The sequence below is a fragment of the Pseudonocardia lutea genome, assembly GCF_042658055.1.
GTDB lineage: Bacteria > Actinomycetota > Actinomycetes > Mycobacteriales > Pseudonocardiaceae > Pseudonocardia > Pseudonocardia lutea.
In genome coordinates this window covers 1-19,936 of record NZ_JBHSQK010000056.1, presented here as the reverse complement: position 1 = coordinate 19,936, position 19,936 = coordinate 1, and the positions used below count along the sequence as shown (strand labels likewise).

The following is a 19,936-nucleotide window of genomic DNA, read 5'->3' as shown; positions in this document are numbered from 1 at the left end:
GCCGACGCGCCATACACCCCGTCGACGGGGTGTTCGGCGAACGCCAGGGGTGTGTGACCGCGCCGGAGCAGATGTGCGAGGGCGGGGCGGATGTGCGAGGGCGGAGCGGATGTGCGAGGGCGGAGCGGATGTGCGAGGGCGGAGCGGATGTGCGAAGGCGGAGCGGATGTGCGAAGGCGGAGCGGATGTGCGAAGGCGGAGCGGATGTGCGAAGGCGGAGCGGATGTGCGAAGGCGGAGCGGATGTGCGAAGGCGGAGCGGATGTGCGAAGGCGGAGCGGATGTGCGAAGGCGGAGCGGATGTGCGAAGGCGGAGCGGATGTGCGAAGGCGGAGCGGATGTGCGAAGGCGGAGCGGATGTGCGAAGGCGGAGCGGATGTGCGAAGGCGGAGCGGATGTGCGAAGGCGGAGCGGATGTGCGAAGGCGGAGCGGATGTGCGAAGGCGGAGCGGATGTGCGAAGGCGGAGCGGATGTGCGAAGGCGGAGCGGATGTGCGAAGGCGGAGCGGATGTGCGAAGGCGGAGCGGATGTGCGAAGGCGGAGCGGATGTGCGAAGGCGGAGCGGATGTGCGAAGGCGGAGCGGATGTGCGAAGGCGGAGCGGATGTGCGAAGGCGGAGCGGATGTGCGAAGGCGGAGCGGATGTGCGAAGGCGGAGCGGATGTGCGAAGGCGGAGCGGATGTGCTGGGCCCGAGTGGGTGGCCCGCGTCCGAGCGGATGCGAGACCGCACCGGAACCGCGATCGGACGCCCGACCGGAGGCCGCCGACCCGGTCGGCCTCGAGGCGCATCGGCACGACGCGCAGCCCAGGACGAGCGCAAGAGCGTGGAGGCAGGGATCAGGGCAGGGCGGTGAGCTCGCCCCGCGAGACCGGAACCACCCCGCCCCGCACCGTGGTGGCCACCGCGCGCCCGCCCTCGGCCCGCACCTCGACGTCGAGCCGCGAGGGGCGGCCGATCTCGGCGCCCTGGGCGATGGTGAAGGCGGAGGGTCCGTCGGGCTCGAGCAGCCCGCGGTCGGTGAGGAACACCCCGAGCGCGACGGCGGCCGACCCCGTCGCGGGGTCCTCGTCCACCCCGACTCCGGCGCCGAACATCCGCAGGTGCACCTGGCGGGCGTCGCCGGAGACGCTCGCGACCACGAGCCCGGTCAGCCCCTCGGTCTGTGCGCGGACGGCCTCGGCGTCGGGCGTCGCGCGGGCCACCGCGTCGGGCCGGACGAGCAGGAAGGCGAACGGCACGCCGGCCCCCGCGACGCCCGGGGCGGCGGCGCCGTCGACGTCGTCCGGGGTCAGCCCGGCCGCGGCGGCGAGCAGGGCGGCATCGAGGTCGTCGCCCACCTCCGGCCGTCCGCCCGCGACGCGCGCGCCGTCGGCGTCGACCGAGACCGGCAGCAGCCCGGCCCCGCACTCCTGGACGACGTCGCCGTGCCGGATCGCGCCGTCGCGCGCGAGGACCCAGGCCGCGCCGACGCTCGGGTGCCCCGCGAAGGGCAGTTCCACGGCCGGGGTGAAGATCCGCACGCGGTAGTCCGCCTCCGGGGTGGTCGGCGGCAGCGTGAACGCCGTCTCGGAGAGGTGGAACTCGGCGGCGATCGCCTGCATCGCCGCGCCCGAGGGCTCGTGCTGCTCGCAGCGGACCACGGCGAGCGGGTTGCCGGCGTAGGGGCGGTCGGTGAACACGTCGACGACGTCGAAGCGCAGGGTCGGCACGGGCCGAGCCTAGGAGACCGCCGAACGACCCGACCTGCTGCGCGACGCTCGAGGGGCACCCGCGCTGCGTTGTCGGCCTCACGGATACGCCCGGTACGAGCTGCGGCTCCGCCACCACCGGGTCACCGCTCGCGACGACCGGGTTCTACAGCTGTCTCCTCGGGCCGGCGACGGGAACCGGGCCTCCCGGAGACCGGGCCCCACCGACCCGACCGGCGGGTCCGGCGCCTCGGGTTGTCGCTCCGACCCCCGCCCCACCTGGGCCGACGGCCTACTCTGTGCCCATGGGCGCGGCGCGGATCTTCGTGGCACGGATGGCGGGCCTCGCCGTGTTCGGTCCCGACGGCGAGCGGATCGGCAAGGTGCGCGACGTCGTGACCACCCTGCGGCTCGACGCCACCCCGCCGCGGGTGCTCGGCCTCGTGGTGGAGCTGGGCAGCCGCCGGCGCATCTTCGTGCCGATGCTGCGCGTGGCCGACGTCGACCCCGCGGCCGTCACCCTGGCCAGCGGCTCGGTCAGCCTGTCCGGCTTCCACCAGCGTCCCAACGAGACGCTCGTGCTCGGGCAGATGCTCGACGCGCCGGTCGCGATCCGCGAGTCCGGCGAGCCCGCCGTGGTGGTCGACGCGGCGATCGAGCCGACCCGCAGCCGGGACTGGGTGGTGAGCCGGCTCGCCGTGCGGACCGGTCCGCGCCGGCTCGGCCGCCGCAACCCGGTGCAGGTCCTGCCGTGGAGCGCGGTGCAGGGTCTGACCCTCTCCGACCGGCAGGGCACCGAGGGCCTGCTCGCGGTGTTCGACTCGATGCGCCCGGCCGACGTCGCCGCCGCCCTGTCCGAGCTGCCCCGCAAGCGCCAGCGCGAGGTCGTGGACGCGCTCGACGACGAGCGGCTGGCCGACGTGTTCGAGGAGCTGTCGGAGAACGACCAGCGCGTGCTGTTCGCGCACCTGGACTCCGAGCGGGCCGCGGACGTCCTGGAGGCCATGTCGCCGGACGACGCCGCCGACTTCCTGGGCGAGCTCGACGCCGAGGAGGCCAAACGGCTGCTCGCGCTGATGGAGCCCGAGGAGTCCGAGCCCGTCCGGCGGCTGTTGACGTACGAGACGCGCACCGCCGGTGGCCTCATGACGCCCGAGCCGATCGTGCTGCGGCCCGACGCGACCGTCGCCGAGGCGCTCGCGCACGTCCGCAACCCGGACGTGCCGCCCGCGCTGGCGAGCATGGTGTTCGTGTGCCGCCCGCCCTCGGCCACGCCGACCGGGCGCTACCTGGGGTGCGTGCACAGCCAGCGGCTGCTGCGCGAGGCGCCGTTCGAACTGGTCGCGGGGCTGGTCGACAGCGAGCTCGCCCGGCTCGAGCCGGACGCCTCGATCGAGGAGATCACCCGCTACTTCGCCACCTACAACCTGGTGGCGGGCCCGGTCGTCGACCCGGAGGACCACCTGCTCGGCGCGGTCACCGTCGACGACCTGCTCGACCACCTGCTGCCGGAGGGCTGGCGGGACCAGCCGGCCCTCGGGCACGTCGAGCCCGGGGTCGCCGAGCTCGCGCGCAACGGGACGGGACCCGCGAGGTCCGGACGGACGGGAGGCTCGCATGCCTGAGCTGCAGACGGGCCGCCGCCTCGACCAGCCGCTGCTCGGCCGTCGTCGGCTGGAGTTCGACCCGGACGGCTTCGCCAGCGCCGCGGAGCGCATCGCGCGCTTCCTCGGCACCGGCCGCTACCTGGCGATCCAGACCGTCATCGTGATCGTCTGGATCGGGCTGAACCTGGTCAGCTGGCACCTGCAGTGGGACCCGTACCCGTTCATCCTGCTCAACCTGGCCTTCTCCACCCAGGCGGCGTACGCGGCGCCGCTGATCCTGCTCGCGCAGAACCGGCAGGACGACCGGGACCGGATCGCCCTCGAGGAGGACCGTCGCCGCGCCGAGCGCACGAAGGCCGACACCGAGTACCTCGCCCGCGAGCTCGCGGCGCTGCGGCTGGCGGTCGGCGAGGTCGCCACCCGCGACTACCTGCGCGGCGAGCTGGAGCGGCTGGGCCAGAACCTCGAGGCCACCGTGGAGGCCGCGGTGCGCGGCGAGGACACGGACAAGCGCCCGGAGAAGCGGGAGGCCAAGCCCGCCCGCCGCCGCTGATCAGCTGACGACCAGCCGGGAGCAGATCCGTTCGAGCGCGGCCAGGTCGTCGGCGTCGAGGCGGCGGGCGAAGTGGCTCGTCACCCCGCGCAGGTGGGTGCGCGAGGCGGTCCGCAGCCGGTCCAGGCCGGCCGGGGTGAGCCCCGCGGTGACCCCCCGGCCGTCGGACGCGACCCGTGCGCGGCGCACGAGCCCGGCCCGCTCCAGCCGGTCGACGAGCCGCGTGACCCCGGACCGGGAGAGCAGCACGGCGTCGGCCAGCTCCGTCATCCGCAGTCTTCGCCCGGGTGCCTCCGCGAGCTGGACCAGCACGTCGTAGGCCGCCAGCGAGAGCTCCTGCTCCGCGACGAGTTCGGTCTCCAGCGCCCGGGTGATCGTGGCGTGCGCCCTGAGGAACGCCCGCCACGCCGCCATCTCCTCCGGCCTGGGCACGACGTGCGCCGACCGGTCCTTCCCCCCGTGCGCGGACCGCGTGGTGCGCAGGCTGTCGGATCCAGCCCGCCCTTCGGCGATGTCCGTCACGTCCGTAGATGCTACGGACGCGAGAGCGCGGACGGCACCGCACGTAGCATGGGAAGCGACAGGCCGTGAACCCTCTCGCGGCACTCGTCGACGAGGAAGGTTCAGCGGAGACCCAGATGTCCCTCATGGGAAACACCAGCACCGAGGCCGTCGAGCAGGCGATCCGCGCCGCGCTGAGCAAGGTCGAGGACCCCGAGATCCGCAAACCGATCACCGAGATCGGCATGGTCAAGGGCGTCACGGTGTCCCCGGACGGCGTCGCGCAGGTGGGCGTCTACCTCACGGTCGCCGGCTGCCCGATGCGGGACACCATCAACCGCCGGGTGACCGAGGCGGTGTCCGCCGTCCCCGGTGTGAGCGAGGTCCGCGTCGAGCTGGACGTGATGAGCGACGAGCAGCGGACGGCCCTGCGCCGCCAGCTGCGCGGCGACTCCGACGAGCCGGAGATCCCCTTCGCCCAGCCCGGCTCGTTGACCCGCGTCTACTGCGTGGCCTCCGGCAAGGGCGGCGTCGGCAAGTCCTCGGTCACCGTGAACCTGGCCGCGGCGATGGCCGCGAAGGGCCTGCACGTCGGCGTGGTCGACGCGGACATCTACGGGCACTCGATCCCGCGGATGCTCGGCGCGGCGGACCGGCCGACCAAGGTCGACAACATGATCATGCCGCCGCAGGCGCACGGCGTGAAGGTCATCTCGATCGGCATGTTCGTCGCCGACAACACTCCGGTCGTGTGGCGCGGCCCGATGCTGCACCGCGCGCTGCAGCAGTTCCTGGCGGACGTGTTCTGGGGCGACCTGGACGTCCTGCTGCTGGACCTGCCCCCCGGCACCGGCGACATCGCGATCTCCACCGCGCAGCTCATCCCGAACGCCGAGCTGCTCGTGGTCACCACCCCGCAGCAGGCCGCGGCCGAGGTGGCCGAGCGGGCGGGCTCGATCGCCCTGCAGACCCGGCAGCGGATCGCCGGCGTGGTCGAGAACATGTCGTGGCTGGAGATGCCCGACGGCTCGCGGATGGAGGTCTTCGGGTCGGGCGGCGGCCAGACCGTCGTCGACCGGCTGACCCGGGCGCTCGGCGCGCAGGTCCCGCTGCTCGGCCAGGTGCCGCTCGAGCCGGGCGTGCGCGAGTGCGGCGACTCCGGCACCCCGATCGTGCTGCGCAGCCCGGACACGGCCGCGGCGCAGGTGCTCACCGGGATCGCCGACACGCTCACGGTCCGCTCCCGCGGGCTGGCCGGGATGAGCCTGGGCCTCTCCCCCGTCCGCAGGTGATCTCGCGAGCCGGGCGCTGAACGCGGGTCGGCGAGTTCGTCGGTCGGTCACGAGCCGTCCGGGACCCGTACTGCCGACCGGCCGGGCAGGGCGACCGCGCACACCAGGGCGGCCAGCAGTGCGGCGGCGAACACACCGAGGACGTTCCGGTGCTCGCCGAGGACGGCGGAGCGGTCGCCGGTGAGGTCGACCAGGCGCCCGAGCAGGGCGACGCCGACGACCCCGCCGAGGTAGCGCATCGTCGACCCGATGCCGGCGGCGGCGCCGCTGCGCTCGCGCGGGACGGCGGCCAGCGACGCGGTCTGCGCGGCGGGGGTGGCCAGCCCGATGCCGAGACCGAGCAGGGCGAGCGGAAGCACCAGTTGCCGCAGGGAGGACAGGTCCCCCGCCGCCAGCAGGCCCACCGCAGCGAGGCAGGCGACGGCCCCGCCGACCGCGACCGGCCGCGGCCCGACACGGTCGGTGAGCCGCCCGGCGACCAGGGAGGCGAGGACGACCGCGGCCATCATCGCGACGAGGAGCCGACCGGTCGCGGCCGCGTCGGTCGCGAGCAGCGCGGCGAGCACCTGCGGCAGCTCGAACAGCAGCGTGTACATCACCAGGTTCTGCAGCGCGACGAGCAGCGACCCGGCGGTGAAGGCCGCCGAGCGGAACAGCCCGAAGGCCAGGACCGGGTCGGTGGCCCGCCGCTCCCACCACACGAACGGCACGAGAAGTGCCACGCAGGTGACCAGGAGGGCGACGCCGGCCGTTCCGGTCGCCTCCAGGCCCACGACCAGCGCAGCCAGTGTCGCCGTGAGCAGGATGCTTCCGAGCACGTCGAACCGCGCGCGGTCCTGCGGTTCCGCCTCCCGCCGGCGGGCGGTGGCCACGAGCAGGGCGACGATCCCGATCACGGGCAGGTTGACCGCGAAGATGCTGGGCCACCCGAAGGCGCGCACGAGTTCGCCACCGACCACGGGCCCGATACCGGCTGCCAGCGACATCATGGCCCCGAACAGGCCGAACGCGCGGCCGCGCCGCTGCGCGGGCAGCTCGATCCGCAGCAGGGCCACGGTCGCCGGGACGATCGCGGCCCCGCCCGCCGCCATCAGCACACGGGCCACCGCGAGCACGCCGAGTGCTCCGGCGATCAGTCCGAGTACGGCGCCGGCTGCCACCAGCACCTGGCCGAGGGCGAGCATCCGCCAGTGGCCCAGGCGGTCGCCGAGCTTGCCGCCCGGACTCTGCAGCACGATCGCGGCGACGAGGTAGCTGGCCACGACGGCCTGCGCCACCGTCCCGGGCGGTCGGGCGAACTCGCGGGCGATCTCCGGCAGGGCCACCGCGATCATGGTGGAGTTGAGCGGCATCAGTGACGAGGCGAGCAGGGCCGCGCCGAGCGACCGCCCGACGTGGGGATCAGCCACCGGTGATCGGCCGTCGTTGCAGGAGGAACACGGCACCGCCGGAGAAGGCGAACTCGATGTCGTGCTCCGTCGTGCCGTAGACCGCGTCGCACGCGCCGGCCAGCGCGTGCAGCGCGGCGAGCTGCGAGTCGTCCAGACAGGGCGCGTGCACCGCCTGCCCGGCGACCACCACCTCCTCGGTACCCGCCGGACCGGCGCGGAGCGCCACGTCCTTCTCCCCCGTCGCCCGCTCGAGCACCCGGCCCTCGGCGTCGAGCCGGTACCGGTCCGGCACCACCAGACCGGCGACGACGGCCTCGCCGAGGCCCCAGCTCGCCTCGATCACCCGCTCCGCGGCACCGGTGACGGGGTTGCGGGTGAACAGCACCCCCGCGACGTCCGCCGGAACGAGCTCCTGGATCACCACGCCCATCCGGCAGGGGCCGAGGCCCAGCCGACCGCGATAGGCGCGGGCGACTGCCGCATCGCCGGAGGCGTGCACCCGCCGGACGGCCGCCACCACGGCCTCGGGCCGGCTCACGCCCAGGACGGTGCTGTGCGCGCCCGCGAAGCTGGCCGCACCGGAGTCCTCGCCCACGGCGCTGGACCGGACCGCGCGCGGGCCGCCGTCCGTGCAGGCGGCGGCCAGCGCCGCCAGCGCCTCCGGGTCCTCGCGTACCACCGCCTCGACGGCGTCGACGGACAGCGCGAAGCCCGCCGGCACGGGGAGCCGGGCCCGGGCGGCCACCCCGAGCGCCACCGCCTTGCCCCCGAACACGGCCTGGTCGGTGGCCTCGGGGAGCGGAATCAACAGGAGCATGCCGCCCTCACCTCAACAGCCGCACCTCGCCCGTGGTCCCGTCGACCCGCACGCGCGCGCCGTCCGGGATCAGCCGGGTGGCTTCGCGGGTCCCGACCACGCCCGGGATCCCGTACTCCCGGGCCACGATCGCGGCGTGGCTGAGCTGGCCGCCCCGGTCGGTGACGACCGCTCCGAGCAGCGGCAGGACGACGGTGAAGTACGGAGAGGTCATCCGGGTGACGAGAACGTCACCGGGCTGGACGCGGTCGAAGTCGGTGCCGTCGGCGACCAGCCGGGCCGGACCCTCGTGGACACCCGTGTTGACCGCGAGCCCGTGGAGCACGGTCGCCGAGTTGGCGGTGTCCGGCACCCCGAACAAGTTGGACATCGCGGCGTCGACCGCGAGCGCGGCGCGCCGGGCCGGCTCGGGGAGCTCCTCCAGCGGGGGAGGTGGTGGCGGCGGCGGCCCGATGGTCGGCGGAGCGTCGTCGACGGTCCGCGTCGTCCGCCGCCGGAACCGTTCGGCGACCTCCTGCGTGGCCGGACCCGGCTCGCCCCGCAGCAGCGCCGTCAGTTCGGCGGCGTCCGCGTCGACGGCGTGCTCCGGATCGGCGAGCGCGCCCCGGGCGGCGAGCCGTCGCCCGGCCTCGAGCACGGCGCGGCGGGCGAGGCCGACGGCCCACCCGTCGGAATAGGTGGCCCGCTCGTCCCGCAGCCGGTTGGCCAGTCGCGCCTCGTGCAGGCGGTCGTCGAACTCGGCCAGGTGCTCGGCGGGGACCCGCGCGCGGATCGCGGTCAGGGCGGCGTCCCCGTCGTCGACCCCGGTCTTCCGCGCCAGGACGGCCGCCCGGATCGCGCCGACCAGCATCGCGGGCAGCTCGCCCGCGCACGGGTCGCCGACGTCGTAACCGATCGACCGGTAGCGGACCGCGTCCAGGTACGCCCGCGCGGCCGGACCCGCATCGGGATCGGCGGTGAGGGCGTCGAGCGTCGCCTGCGGGCCGGCGGGCGTCGCGAGGACCGCCCGTACGGTGTCGGAGGCCGCGACGACCTCCGCCAGCGCCTCCAGCTCGGCGGTGGCGAAACCGGTGGAGATGGCCGAGGTCCCGCGGAGCAGTCCCATCAGTTCGCCGGCGGTGGCGCCGGTCCACTCCAGCGCGCCGGCCAGGAAGTCCCCGGTCGCCATCAGCGACGGCGCGCTGTAGCGGTGGTGCAGCTCGATCATCGACTCGAGGTGGTCCCGGCAGCGCCCGACGTGCGCGGCCAGCTCCTCGTCCGACAACTCCGCGGGCTCGACCGCCTGCACGGCCAGGTGAGCCGCCACGGCGCCGGGCTTGACCACCTCGTCCCACCGGGCCAGGTCCTCCCGCCAGAACCGCTCGGCGAACGCCCGGGCCGAGGTGGCGACCCGGGCCTGCATCTGCTCGGGTGTCGCCGTTCCGCCGGCGCCGAAGGGGACGACCTGCGCGTACATGAAACCACCGATCACCGCGACCTCGTAGCGGCCGAGCAGCAGCCCGTACCGCGACAGGCCGTCGGCGAACCCGCGCGGGAATCCGGAGACCAGCGGCGATCTGATGAACCAGCTCAGCGGTCTGCTGAGGTGGGTCGTGTCCAGCTCCCACGTGCCGCCGTTCGGTGGCACGAACGCCTCGTCGTCCACGGGGCTCCCCTCCGCCGCTCCCGGCCCGAACCCGTCATGGGTCTCGACACCGGACACGGGTATGAGGGACTCGCACCGCGACGCGATGCGTTACCTCGGCGATCTCACCCGTTCATCGGAACGCCACCACCCGTTCGCCGCGTCAGGCTGCGCTGGTGAGGGCCTTGCTCCAGAGCGCCAGGGCCTCGTCGACCTGCTCGGCGGTGGCGATCAGCGGGGGGATGAACCGGACGACGTTGCCGAACGGGCCGCAGGTCAGCAGGAGCAGGCCCTGCTCGGCCGCGGCCGCGTGGGCCTTGACCGCGGTGGCGGCGTCCGGCGAGCCGTCCGGCGCCGTGAACTCGACGGCGACCATCATGCCGAGGCCGCGGACGTCGCCGACCTGCTTGACGTCGGCCGAGGCGCCGCGCAGCCCGTCGAGCAGCCGGCGGCCCTGCGCGGCGGCGTTCTCGACCAGGCCCTCCTCCTGGATCACGTCGAGGGTGGCGAGCGCGGCGGCGCAGGCCACGGCGTTGCCGCCGTAGGTGCCGCCCTGCGAGCCCGGGCGCGCCTTGCTCATCAGCTCCCGGGACGCCGCGATGCCGGACAGCGGGAAGCCGCTGGCCAACCCCTTGGCGGTGATGAGGATGTCCGGGGTGAGGTCCTCGGTGTGCTGGTGGCCCCAGAACTTCCCGGTGCGGCCGAAGCCGGTCTGCACCTCGTCGGCGATCAGCAGGATGCCGTGCCGGTCGGCGCGCTCGCGCAGACCCCGCAGGAAGGCCGGCGGGGTGGGCACGTAGCCGCCCTCGCCGAGCACCGGCTCGATGAGGAACGCGGCGACGTCGGCCGCGGGGGCGGTGCTGACCAGCTGCCGGTCGAGCTCGGCGAGCGCGAACTCGACGGCCTGCTCCTCGCTCCAGCCGTAGCGGTAGGCGTAGGGGAACGGCGCGAACACCGTGCCGCCCATCATGGGGCCGATCCCGGAGCGGATCTTGGCGCCCGACGTCGTCAGCGCGGCGGCGCCCATCGTGCGGCCGTGGAAGCCGCCGTCGAAGGCCAGGATCAGCGGCCGGCCGGTGGCGTGCCGGGCCAGCCGCACCGACGCCTCGACCGCCTCGGAGCCGGAGTTGAGGAAGAAGACGCTGTCGAGCGCGGGCGGCAGCACGTCGCCGAGGCGGTCCGCGAGCTTCAGCAGCGGCTGGTGCATCACGGTCGTGTACTGGCCGTGGATCAGTGTGCCGACCTGCTCCTGCGCGGCCGCGACCACCTTCGGGTGGCAGTGCCCGGTCGAGGTGACGCCGATCCCGGCGGTGAAGTCCAGGTAGCGGCGGCCCTCGGTGTCGTAGAGGTGGACCCCCTCCCCGCGCGCGGCCTGGACGGGCGTGGCCTGGGTCAGGACCGGGGACAGCTGTGCCATGGAACTCCGCTCCACGAGTCGATGATTGTCGGGTTGTCGACAATCTCAGGGAACCATGCCGCACCGTACCCCGGCAAGGGGGCGTCATGCCGGTTCGGCCGACCTGCCACCGGCCCGACGAGCCGTTCCTAGACCGACAGGAGTCCGACGACCGCGACCAGCACGGGGACGCTGACGATCGTCGTCGTCAACGCCGCGTCGCGGCCCAACCGCACGCCCTGGTCGAACCGCACCGCGTAACCGAAGACGTTCTGCGCGGTGGGCAGCGCCGCGCACACGACGACCGCGGTCAGCGCGGGCCCCGACATCCCCAGGACCACACCCCCGAGCACGAGCGCGAGCAGCGGGTGGACCACGTTCTTCAGCGCCACCACGCACCACAGCGAGGGCCCGACCTCCCCGGTGCCGGGCCGCGCGGCCCCGCGCAGCGAGATCCCGAAGGCCAGCAGCATCCCGGGCACCGCGAGGTCGGCGATGAGCTGCAGCGGCGCCATGACGGGCTCGGGCGGCAGCCACCCGGTGCCCGAGACGATCAGTCCGGCCGCGGTCGCCATCGCGATCGGGTTGCGCAGCGGCGCGGTCAGCGTCCGGACCCAGGAGGTGCGTTCACCGGACACCACGTCGAGCACGGTCGTGTAGAGCGGGGTGAGCACGGCGAGCTGGAACAGCAGGACCGGCGCGACGGCGGCGGCGTCGCCCAGCGCGTAGGTGGCGATCGGCAGGCCGAGGTTGCCGGCGTTGACGTAGCCGCTGGCCATCGACCCGATCGCCGTCTCCCCGGCCGGGCGCCGCCGCGCGAGCCCCACCGGCAGGTACAGCAGGCAGGCGAGCGTGCTGGTGACGGCGGTGACGACCAGCGCCGAGGAGAACACCGCCCCGACGTCCGCGCGGGCGAGGGTGACGAACAGCAGCGCGGGCGAGGCGACGAAGAAGGCGGTGCGGGAGAGCACCTGGGTGGCCGACGGGCCCAGCACCCCGGTCCGGCCGATGCCGTAGCCGACGGCGATGACCACGCCGATGACGAGGAAGCCTTCGAGGATGCCCGTCACGAGCGCGCGGGGAGTCCGGTCACGTGTGCCGACCCTACGACCCGGGCGGCCGCGGCGGCAGGTCTCCCGCCGCAGCTCACAGGCGCGCCGAGCGGGGTGCGGGGATCAGGCGGGCAGGGCCGGGGGCGGGGCGACGTCGAGGATGCGGGAGACCGCGTCGGCCATGTGGGCCTCGAGGACCCGGGTCATCAGCTCGGCGTCGCCGGCCGCGAGGGCGTCCCGCAGCGTGCGGTGCTCCGCGAGCAGGTCCTCCGACGGCGGCGCGGTCTGCTGCAGCGCGGCCAGGCACATCCGCGTCTCCACCAGCAGCGTCCGGGCCATCCGGTGCAGCCGCGGGCTGCCCGACGCGGCCACCAGCTCGGCGTGGAAGTCGTGGTCGGCGTCGGCCAGCGCGACTGCGTCGCCCGCGGCCGCCGCGGCCTCCATCGCCGAGATCGCGGCCGTGAGCCGGGCGACGGCCGGACCCCGGTCGGGCTCGGCGAGCAGGAGCAGCGCGGCGGCCCGCTCGACGGCCGTGCGGGCGGTGTAGACGTCCCGGACGTCGGCCGCGTCGAGGTCGCGGACGAACAGCCCGCGGTGCCGCTCGCTGCGCAGCAGTCCCTCGGCGACCAGCCGCTGCATGGCCTCGCGCAGCGGCCCGCGGCTCACCCCGAGCCGCGCCGCCAGGTCGACCTCGCCCAGCTGGGTGCCGGGCGGGAACGTGCCGCGCATGATCGCCGCGCGGATGCGGTCGGCCACGATCGCGGCCGTCGACCGGCGGTCGATCGGCTCGAGGTCCCCCATCCGGGCTCCGGGCCCGCCGGCCGCTGTGCCTGCCGCTCCGAGTGCCATGGCCTCAGCCCGCCTCCGGGCCGGCGGCGAAGAGCGCACCCAGGCCCGGGCGGGCGCGGTCGGCCCCGGCGAGCCGCAGCCCCTGCCACACGCTGACCTGGTTGGCGGTGAGCACCGGCCGGCCCACCCGCTCGTCGAGCCGGTCGAGCACGTCGATCGTGTGCAGTGCGGTGTCGGGCATGAGGATCGCCTGCGCCCCGTCGGCCGCCGGGTCGGCGGCGACGCCCGCGGCGAAGTCCAGCACGACGTCGTCGGTCAGGGTCCCGACCTCCGCCGCGGTGATGATCCCGCGCGAGGTCAGGGTGAGGACCCGGATCCCGGCCTTGCCGAGGAACTCGACGAACCGCTCGGCCACGTCGCCCGGGTAGGTGGCGCCGACGGCGACGGTGTCGATCCCGAGCCGGCGGCAGGCGTCGACGAAGGCGAACGACGTGCTCGACGCCGGCACCTGCGCCACCTCCTGCAGCGCCTTGACCTGCGCCGCAGCCCCGTCCCAGCCGAACACGAAGGAGCCGGAGGTGCAGGCCCACACGATCGAGTCCAGCGGCCCCGCCTGCGCGGCCACGGCCTTCGCCCCGTCGGCGAGGATGTCCTCGGAGCCGACGTCGAGCAGGGCGTCGACCCGGTGCGCGTCCTCCCGCATCAGCGTGTGCACGAGCGGCAGCCGGCTGCCGTCGCCGAGCCGACGTTCGGCGCGCGGGTAGTCGTCCTCGGCGGAGTACCCCGGGTAGAGGATCCCGACGGTCGGGGGCACGGAGGCGGTGGGGGTCACGGGCGTTCCTCGCGGGTCGGGTCGGGCAGGTTTGTCGACAATCGTACAAGCCCGACCCGGTCGGGTCACGCCACCGAGCGCTGCAGGGGGATCTCGAGCAGCCGTCCGCCGCCCACGGCCTGCCGGCCGATGGCGCGCAGCGAGGCCCACATGGTGACCTGGTTCGCCGTGATCACCGGCTTGCCGAGGGCCGCCTCGAGGGGCTCGATGATGTCGTAGGTGGGCAGGTTGGTGCAGCTGATGAACAGTGCGTCGGCCTCCGGCCGGTCGACCGCCTTGACGATCGACACGACCTGCTCGTAGCCGACCCGCCAGATGTTGCCGAGCAGCCCGAGGCCCTCGCTCGCCACGGTGGCGATCCCGCTGTCGGCGAGGTAGCCGACCAGCCGGTCGGTCACGGCCGCGATGTAGGGCGTGGCGATCGCGAGGTTCTGCACCCCGAGCAGGTGCAGCGCGTCGACCAGGGCGCCGCTCGTCGTCGTCGCCTCGGGGGCACCGGCCTCGAGCATCGTCCGGCGGAGCACGAACTCCCCCGTCACACCGCTGACGAAGCTGCCGGACGTGCACGCGAAGGTGACCACGCCGGGCCGCGGGGTGAGCACGTCCCGGGTCGCCCGGCGCACCGCCCTGCGGTCGCCGACCGCCACGGCCATCTCGACCGTGACCGGCGTGGTGAAGAACGGCAGCCGGGTCAGGTAGAGCGAGACGTCGTCCGGCGCCCAGCGCCAGAGCTCGCGGTCCAGGGCGAAGTCGAACGGAGCGACGACACCGACGCCCGGTGCGTCGTCGGACGACTCGTCCGTGCCGGAGGCCGAACCGTGTGCGACGTCCGGGTCGACGAGACCGACGGAGAGTTCAGCGGGCATGGTGCCTCTCCACTCGACCGCTCCGAGCAGGTCGTCCTACTCGGAGGAACCCTCGGGCAGCCGCTCGTACACGAGCCGCTCCCCCACGCTGCCGGAACGCCACACGTCGTGGCACGCCTCCGCCATCGCCGGCAGATTCTCCACGATCGTGGCGTAGACGTTGCCGGGGACCCAGCCCACGTCACCGTTGAGCAGCAGGTTGTTCCGGCCGTAGAAGATGGCCAGGTCGATGCCGCCCTCGGCCTGGTCGATGTCCTGGTCCTCCTTGAAGGAGGCGTCGAGCATCCCGCCGTGGAAGTCGAAGTAGCAGACGTCGCCCGGGATCGGGGTGACCGTCGGGTTCTCCTGGCCGATGGTCGGGCCGAACCGCGGGACGATCGAGTAGACCTCGTTGCGGGCGTACTTCGCGTGCTGCGCCGGTCCGCCCAGCGGACCGTCCGCCAGCGCCTCCCACACCGCCGCGGTGGTCCGCGGGGCCTCCTTCTCGAGCAGCTCGGCCACGCAGGACACGCCGCGGCGCTCGAGGCTGATCCGGATGAACTTGGGCAACGCACACACCTCATACGGCGTCGGGGGCAGATCTCGGCTCCACGCAGAGGCGCGGATTGTTGACAATCATACGAGCGCTTCCTAGCGTGTCAATCGCCTCCCCCGCTTCCGGAAGGATCTTCGGCGTGCCCGTTCCCGCAGGTCAGCCCGTCATCGCCGTGCTGACCGGAGACGACCCACCGGCCGGCCTCGAGGAGCGCGCGGGGGGCGCCGAGATCCGCCTCGCCGGGCCGTCCGACCTGGCCGGGGCGCTGTCGGGGGCCGACGTCCTGCTCGTGTGGGACTTCCTCTCCCCCGCCGTCCCGGCGGCCTGGCGGGCCGCGGACACCGACGCCGTCCGCTGGGTGCACACGGCCAGCGCGGGCGTGGACAAGGTGACGTTCCCGGAGATCCTCGAGCACCCCGCCCGGATCACCAACGCCCGCGGGGTCTTCGACCGGCCGATCGCGGAGTACGTCACCGGTGTGGTGCTGGCCTTCGCCAAGGACCTGCCGACCACGCTGCGGCTGCAGGCCCGCCGCGAGTGGCGGCACCGCGAGACGTCCACCGTGCACGGCCGCACCGCCGTGGTCGTCGGCAGCGGGCCGATCGGCCGGGCGATCGCGGACATGCTCGGGGCGGTCGGGCTGCGCACCGAGCTGGTCGGGCGCCGCGCCGCGGACGGAGTGCACCCCTTCGAGGCGCTGCACGGCCTCCTGCCGCGGGCGGACGTCCTCGTCCTCGCCGCCCCGCTCACCGAGGCCACCCGCGGCATGCTCGATAAGGCCGCGCTGGACCTGCTGCCGGACACCGCCCAGGTGGTCAACGTCGGCCGCGGCAGCCTCGTCGTCGAGCCGGACCTGGTCGCGGCGCTGCAGGACGGCCGGATCGCCGGCGCCGCGCTCGACGTGTTCGAGACCGAACCGCTGCCCGCCGACTCGCCGCTGTGGGACATGCAGGACGTGATCGTCTCCCCGCACATGTCCGGCGACGTCGTCGGCTGGCGGGGCATGCTGGTGGACCAGTTCCTGGACAACCTCGCCCGCTACCGGGCGGGCGAGCCGCTGCAGAACGTCGTCGACAAGTCCCTCGGCTATGTGAAGGGTGCCCCGTGACCACAGCTGATCTCTCCGCCACCGAGCTGCTGGCCGGCTACGAGAAGGGGGAGATCTCCCCGGTGCAGGCCACGCAGGACGCGCTGGACCGGATCGAGGAGCACGACGCGGCGGTCAACGCCTACACGCTGGTCGACGCGGACTCGGCGCTCGTCTCGGCCCGGGAGTCGGCGGAACGGTGGAAGGCCGGGAAGCCGATCGGCCCGCTGGACGGGGTCCCGACCTCGATCAAGGACATCCTGCTCACCAAGGGCTGGCCGACCACCCGCGGCTCCTGGGTCGCCGCGCAGCCCGAGCCGTACGACGTCGACGGCCCGCCGGTCGCGCGGGTCCGCGAGGCCGGGGCCGTACTGCTCGGCAAGGTGACCACGCCGGAGTACGCGTGGAAAGGGGTCACGGACTCGCCGCGGTGGGGCGTGACCACCAACCCGTGGGACGCGTCGCTGACCGCCGGTGGCTCGTCGGGTGGGTCGTCGGCGGCCGTCGGGCTCGGGATGGGGGCGCTCTCGCTCGGGACGGACGCGGGCGGCTCGGTGCGGATCCCGGCGGCGTTCACCGGGACGGTCGCGCACAAGTCGACCTACGGCCGGGTGGCGCACCACCCCGGCAGCCCGTTCGGCACGTTGGCGCACGTCGGCCCGATGACCCGCACCGCGCTCGACGCCGCCCTGCTGCTCGACGTGATCGCCGGATTCGACGCCCGCGACCCCTGGCTGCTCGACGCGCCCCCGCGGTCCTTCGCGGAGCAGGCGGTGGAGGGCGTCGCGGGCCTGCGGATCGCGATCAGCCCGACCCTCGGGTACGTCGACGTGCACCCGGACGTCAGGTCCGCCTTCGAGAACGCCGCCGAGGTGTTCACGCGGCTCGGCGCGACCGTGGAGCGCGCGGACCCCGGGTTCGCGGACTGCGTGGAGCCCTTCCACGTCCTGTGGTTCTCGGGCGCGGCCAAGTGCCTGGAGCCGTACTCCGCCGACCAGCGGGCCCGGATGGACCCGGCGCTCGTGGAGATCGCCGAGCTGGGGGCGACGTACTCGGCCACGGACTTCCTCGGCGCCATGGCGGTGCGCAACGACATGGGCTCGCTGATGGGCGGCTTCCATCGCGAGTACGACCTGCTGCTCACCCCGACGCTGCCGATCCCCGCGTTCGAGGGCGGCCGCGAGACGCCGTCCGGTTCGGGCCGGTGGACGAGCTGGACCCCGTTCACCTACCCGTTCAACATGACCCAGCAGCCCGCCGCGAGCGTGCCCTGCGGCTTCACGTCCGACGGGCTCCCGGTAGGCCTGCAGATCGTCGGCCCGCGGCACGCTGACGGCCGGGTGCTGGCCGCCGCACACGCCTTCGAGCAGGCCACGGACCACCACAAGCAGGTGCCGACCCTGCTGCGATGACCGGTTCCGTACTGCGCGGATGCCGGTGCGTCAGGTGGCGTCGGGGTCGATCGGGGGGCGCTCGTCGGGGGCGAGGCGCTCGACCGGCTTCGCCGCCGGTGGAGCCGCGGGCGCGGTCTCGCTCGTGCCGCCGCTGCTTCCGTTGCTGCCGTTCGTGCCGTTGGACCGCAGGGCGTTCATGCCCAGCGGGTCCGGGTCGTTGTCGAACAGGGTGCGACGCACGGCGGTGCGGGGGTTGAAGTTGCGCAGCCCGCGCAGGTCCTCGAGCGGCTTGCGCAGCTCGTCGAACTCCGGGCCCAGCTCGTCCCGCAGCTTGGTCTGCGCCCCGGTGGCGTACTCGCGGACCTGGCGGATCGTGCGGCCGAGCCACGCCGCCGCACTCGGCAGCCGCTCGGGACCGAGGATGAACAGCCCGGCCACGACGAGGACCAGGATCTCTCCCCAGCCGATGCTGTCGAACACGGGGCCAGAGTACGCGGTGTCAGTCCGACGCCAGCGTCGCGTTGACCGTGAGCGGGCGCCCGTCGCGCACGAGCTCGATCGGCACGACGTCGCCCGGGTTCTTCTCGCGCACCGCCACGATCAGCTCGTCCGCGCCCGCGATGTCCCGGTCCCCGACCTTGACGATGACGTCCCCCTCGAGGATCCCGGCACCCGCGGCCGCCCCGCCGGCCACGACGTTCTGCACCTGCGCGCCGTCGGCCTGCCCGTCCGTGACCGACCGGACGTTGACGCCCAGGTCGGCGTGCGTGACGACGCCGGTGCGGATGAGCTCCTCGGCGATGCCGCGGGCGGTCTCGATGGGGATGGCGAAGCCGAGGCCGATCGAGCCGCCCTCGGACTGCCCCGACCCGCCGAGGCTGCGGATCGCCGTGTTGATCCCGACGACGGCGCCGGTCGAGTCCACGAGCGCGCCGCCGGAGTTGCCGGGGTTGATCGCGGCGTCGGTCTGCACGGCGTCGATGACGGCGACGTCGTTGCCCTCGCCGTCGAGCCGGACCGGGCGGTCGAGCGCGCTGACGATGCCGGTGGTGACCGTCCCGGCCAGCCCGAGCGGCGAGCCGATCGCGATCACCGCGTCACCGACCGCGAGCGCGCCCGACGACCCGAACTGGGCCACCGTCGGGTTGGTGACCTGCACCTTCACCACGGCGAGATCGGTCTTGGGGTCGCGGCCGACGATCGCGGCCGGCGCCCGGCTGCCGTCGCTGAAGACGGCCTGGACGGTCGAACCCTGCGCCTCGGCCGCCGGGGCGACGACGTGGTTGTTGGTGAGGATGTAGCCCGCCGGGTCGATGACGACGCCGGAACCGGTGCCGCCCTGCTGGCCGACCTTGATGTCCAGCGAGACGACGGCGGGCAGCACCCGGGCCGCGAGGTCCGCGACCGAGCCGGGCGGGCGCTCCTTGCCCTCGGTGGTCGTGCTGAGCGTGGCGCCGGGTTCGGTGAGCGAGTTCGCGCCCTCCGCGGTGTACCGGCCGACCAGCCCGCCGACCGTGCCGATCAGCAGCGCGAGCACGCCGAGGATCGCGAGCGCCTTCGGCTCGACGCGGCGGCCGAACAGGACCTCCCGCACGCTGAGCCGTGGTCCGCGCCCGCGCTCGGGCGCCGGCTCCGCCTCGCCGGGGGGCGGGGGGCCGAGCTCGACGGGACTCTCCGGGCGGCGCCAGGGGTCCTCGCGCCCGTCGACGCCGGCGGGGTCGCCGGTCGGCCAGAACGCGTCGTCGTCCGCGGGGCGCTCGGCGCGGCCGGTGGGTGGGCGCTGCAGGGTGGGTGCGCCGGCCGTGGGGCGGCCGAACGCGCTGGCCAGCGCGGCGGTCGGGGCCGGGGCGAGGGTGGAGCGCACGTGCCCGTTGGTGGCGCCGTGGTCGGCGAAGGCACCCTCGACCCCGCTGGGACGCCCGAAGACCGCGGCGCTGGCGGGGTCGACGGCGGGCCGGTCCAGGCCGCGCGACTGCAGCCGGGGCGGGGACTCCCGCGGCGGCTCGGCGGTGTCCGGCCCCGAGGTGTCCGGCCCCGAGGTGTCCGGCCCTGCGGTGTCCGGCTCGGCGGTGCCCGGCCCGCCGGAACCCCGTCCCGTGCGGTCCGCCGCCGGCTCGGCCGGGCTCCCGCCCTCCGTCCCGCGCTCGTCGGCGGGGTCCTGCGCGTCGCTCATGGTGCGGACCAGCCTGCCCGACCGGCGGTGAAGTCCGCGTAGCCGAGGCAGGAACGCGGCGGGCTCAGCGCTCCGTGCGGGGCTCGGTCCGCGGCTCGCCCGCGGGCGCCGGGGTGGGGGTCGGTGTCGTGGTCGGCGCGGCCGACGGGGCGGTGCCGTTCCGGATCGCCGCGGGCTGGAAGGTCGAACCCGTGTCGAGCCGCGCCGCGCCCTCCGAGCCGCCGCCCAGCACGCTGCCGCCGAGCACGCCGCGCTCCGGCTGGGCCGGCGCGCCGGGCGCCACGGTGGCCGAGGGCAGCACGCCGAAGGCGAGCGCGCCCAGCGCGAGGCCGGACGC

Annotated in this window: 18 protein-coding genes and 1 pseudogene; 5 read left to right on the top strand and 14 right to left on the bottom strand. The window is 74.6% G+C overall.

Going from position 1 to position 19,936, the window contains the following annotated elements; translation table 11 throughout:
• Positions 1 to 838 precede the first annotated feature (838 nt).
• Positions 839 to 1,711 (bottom strand): PhzF family phenazine biosynthesis protein, encoded by an 873-nt coding sequence (locus ACFQH9_RS21380; RefSeq protein WP_379568197.1) that lies wholly within the window; start codon positions 1,709 to 1,711, stop codon positions 839 to 841.
• Positions 1,712 to 1,995: 284 nt separating this feature from the next.
• Here ACFQH9_RS21380 and ACFQH9_RS21375 point away from each other — a divergent pair, with 284 nt between their 5' ends.
• Together ACFQH9_RS21375 and ACFQH9_RS21370 are read left to right on the top strand one after the other, a co-directional pair.
• On the top strand, positions 1,996 to 3,315 hold the full coding sequence (locus tag ACFQH9_RS21375; RefSeq protein WP_379568195.1) for a magnesium transporter MgtE N-terminal domain-containing protein: 1,320 nt from the start codon (positions 1,996 to 1,998) through the stop codon (positions 3,313 to 3,315).
• On the top strand, positions 3,308 to 3,850 hold the full coding sequence (locus ACFQH9_RS21370) for a DUF1003 domain-containing protein (protein ID WP_379568193.1): 543 nt from the start codon (positions 3,308 to 3,310) through the stop codon (positions 3,848 to 3,850). Before ACFQH9_RS21375 ends, ACFQH9_RS21370 begins: the two co-directional genes overlap by 8 nt.
• Here the strand turns inward: ACFQH9_RS21370 and ACFQH9_RS21365 are convergent, their stop codons facing one another.
• On the bottom strand, positions 3,851 to 4,264 hold the full coding sequence (locus tag ACFQH9_RS21365; RefSeq protein WP_379568245.1) for a MarR family winged helix-turn-helix transcriptional regulator: 414 nt from the start codon (positions 4,262 to 4,264) through the stop codon (positions 3,851 to 3,853). It lies immediately after the preceding gene.
• Positions 4,265 to 4,488: 224 nt separating this feature from the next.
• On the opposite strand from ACFQH9_RS21365, the gene ACFQH9_RS21360 reads away from it, so the two are divergent.
• On the top strand, positions 4,489 to 5,643 hold the full coding sequence (locus tag ACFQH9_RS21360) for an Mrp/NBP35 family ATP-binding protein (RefSeq protein ID WP_379568191.1): 1,155 nt from the start codon (positions 4,489 to 4,491) through the stop codon (positions 5,641 to 5,643).
• Positions 5,644 to 5,690: 47 nt separating this feature from the next.
• Here the strand turns inward: ACFQH9_RS21360 and ACFQH9_RS21355 are convergent, their stop codons facing one another.
• The 9 genes from ACFQH9_RS21355 to ACFQH9_RS21315 all read right to left on the bottom strand — a co-directional run bounded on the left by ACFQH9_RS21355 (position 5,691) and on the right by ACFQH9_RS21315 (position 14,959).
• Positions 5,691 to 7,052 carry an MFS transporter gene (locus tag ACFQH9_RS21355; protein WP_379568189.1) on the bottom strand — a complete coding sequence of 454 codons (1,362 nt, stop codon included), beginning with the start codon at positions 7,050 to 7,052 and terminating at the stop codon, positions 5,691 to 5,693.
• Entirely contained in the window at positions 7,045 to 7,851 is an 807-nt protein-coding gene (locus tag ACFQH9_RS21350; RefSeq protein ID WP_379568187.1) for a PEP/pyruvate-binding domain-containing protein, read from the bottom strand. The genes ACFQH9_RS21355 and ACFQH9_RS21350 overlap by 8 nt, the downstream gene beginning before the upstream one ends.
• Positions 7,852 to 7,858: 7 nt before the next feature.
• Entirely contained in the window at positions 7,859 to 9,496 is a 1,638-nt protein-coding gene (locus tag ACFQH9_RS21345) for a PEP-utilizing enzyme (protein ID WP_379568185.1), read from the bottom strand.
• 142 nt (positions 9,497 to 9,638) lie between these two features.
• Positions 9,639 to 10,892 (bottom strand): aspartate aminotransferase family protein, encoded by a 1,254-nt coding sequence (locus ACFQH9_RS21340; RefSeq protein WP_379568183.1) that lies wholly within the window; start codon positions 10,890 to 10,892, stop codon positions 9,639 to 9,641.
• 128 nt (positions 10,893 to 11,020) lie between these two features.
• Positions 11,021 to 11,941: an AEC family transporter gene (locus tag ACFQH9_RS21335; protein WP_379568181.1), complete on the bottom strand. Its 921-nt coding sequence runs from the start codon at positions 11,939 to 11,941 to the stop codon at positions 11,021 to 11,023.
• A gap of 105 nt (positions 11,942 to 12,046) precedes the next feature.
• Positions 12,047 to 12,724, bottom strand: coding sequence for a GntR family transcriptional regulator (locus ACFQH9_RS21330; protein ID WP_379568179.1), 678 nt, complete (start codon positions 12,722 to 12,724; stop codon positions 12,047 to 12,049).
• A gap of 52 nt (positions 12,725 to 12,776) precedes the next feature.
• Positions 12,777 to 13,526: a maleate cis-trans isomerase family protein gene (locus ACFQH9_RS21325; RefSeq protein ID WP_465269539.1), complete on the bottom strand. Its 750-nt coding sequence runs from the start codon at positions 13,524 to 13,526 to the stop codon at positions 12,777 to 12,779.
• 83 nt (positions 13,527 to 13,609) lie between these two features.
• Positions 13,610 to 14,410 carry a maleate cis-trans isomerase family protein gene (locus tag ACFQH9_RS21320; RefSeq protein ID WP_379568175.1) on the bottom strand — a complete coding sequence of 267 codons (801 nt, stop codon included), beginning with the start codon at positions 14,408 to 14,410 and terminating at the stop codon, positions 13,610 to 13,612.
• A 36-nt stretch (positions 14,411 to 14,446) separates the two neighbouring features.
• Positions 14,447 to 14,959, bottom strand: coding sequence for a DUF3830 family protein (locus ACFQH9_RS21315; protein WP_345380938.1), 513 nt, complete (start codon positions 14,957 to 14,959; stop codon positions 14,447 to 14,449).
• 125 nt (positions 14,960 to 15,084) lie between these two features.
• On the opposite strand from ACFQH9_RS21315, the gene ACFQH9_RS21310 reads away from it, so the two are divergent.
• Together ACFQH9_RS21310 and ACFQH9_RS21305 are read left to right on the top strand one after the other, a co-directional pair.
• Positions 15,085 to 16,053, top strand: coding sequence for a D-2-hydroxyacid dehydrogenase (locus tag ACFQH9_RS21310; RefSeq protein WP_379568173.1), 969 nt, complete (start codon positions 15,085 to 15,087; stop codon positions 16,051 to 16,053).
• Positions 16,050 to 17,444, top strand: coding sequence for an amidase (locus ACFQH9_RS21305; protein WP_379568171.1), 1,395 nt, complete (start codon positions 16,050 to 16,052; stop codon positions 17,442 to 17,444). The genes ACFQH9_RS21310 and ACFQH9_RS21305 overlap by 4 nt, the downstream gene beginning before the upstream one ends.
• A 30-nt stretch (positions 17,445 to 17,474) precedes the next feature.
• Here ACFQH9_RS21305 and tatB read toward each other — a convergent pair whose 3' ends face one another.
• The 3 genes and pseudogenes from tatB to ACFQH9_RS21290 all read right to left on the bottom strand — a co-directional run.
• On the bottom strand, positions 17,475 to 17,906 hold the full coding sequence (gene tatB, locus ACFQH9_RS21300; RefSeq protein ID WP_379568169.1) for a Sec-independent protein translocase protein TatB: 432 nt from the start codon (positions 17,904 to 17,906) through the stop codon (positions 17,475 to 17,477).
• Between the two features lie 19 nt (positions 17,907 to 17,925).
• Positions 17,926 to 19,599 carry a S1C family serine protease gene (locus ACFQH9_RS21295; protein ID WP_379568167.1) on the bottom strand — a complete coding sequence of 558 codons (1,674 nt, stop codon included), beginning with the start codon at positions 19,597 to 19,599 and terminating at the stop codon, positions 17,926 to 17,928.
• Between the two features lie 64 nt (positions 19,600 to 19,663).
• Positions 19,664 to 19,936 (bottom strand): annotated as a pseudogene (locus ACFQH9_RS21290) (hypothetical protein); the annotation flags it as partial.